We start from the raw sequence: 255 nt of genomic DNA on the forward strand, positions 1-255 counted from the left end.
TTCTTCCGCAGATAAGGGAATTTGTTGAACAATCTGATGGCTGTTCGACCTTTTAATGTCCCCATCAACTCTGACACGCTTAAACTCGGTGGCGTTCTCACCGCCAAGTGAACATGGTCAACTTGAAAATTCAGTTCAACCACCACACACTTTTTCATGCTGCAAAAGACATAGATACTTCGGTAAAGCTCTTTGCCTACCTGACCTTTCAAAATCTTGTATCTATACTTCGGCGTCCACACGATGTGATACTGA

At 43.1% G+C, this 255-nt stretch carries 1 protein-coding gene; it reads right to left on the reverse strand.

Annotation, left to right across the window (positions count from 1 at the left end; all coding sequences use genetic code 11):
* Window positions 1–255 (reverse strand): IS200/IS605 family transposase (gene tnpA / locus KJY73_RS21705; RefSeq protein ID WP_214345691.1); only part of this gene is annotated, 255 nt, incomplete at both ends.

Origin of the sequence: Bowmanella yangjiangensis, assembly GCF_018531185.1 — a bacterium.
In the GTDB taxonomy this organism is placed as follows: Bacteria; Pseudomonadota; Gammaproteobacteria; order Enterobacterales; family Alteromonadaceae; genus Bowmanella; species Bowmanella yangjiangensis.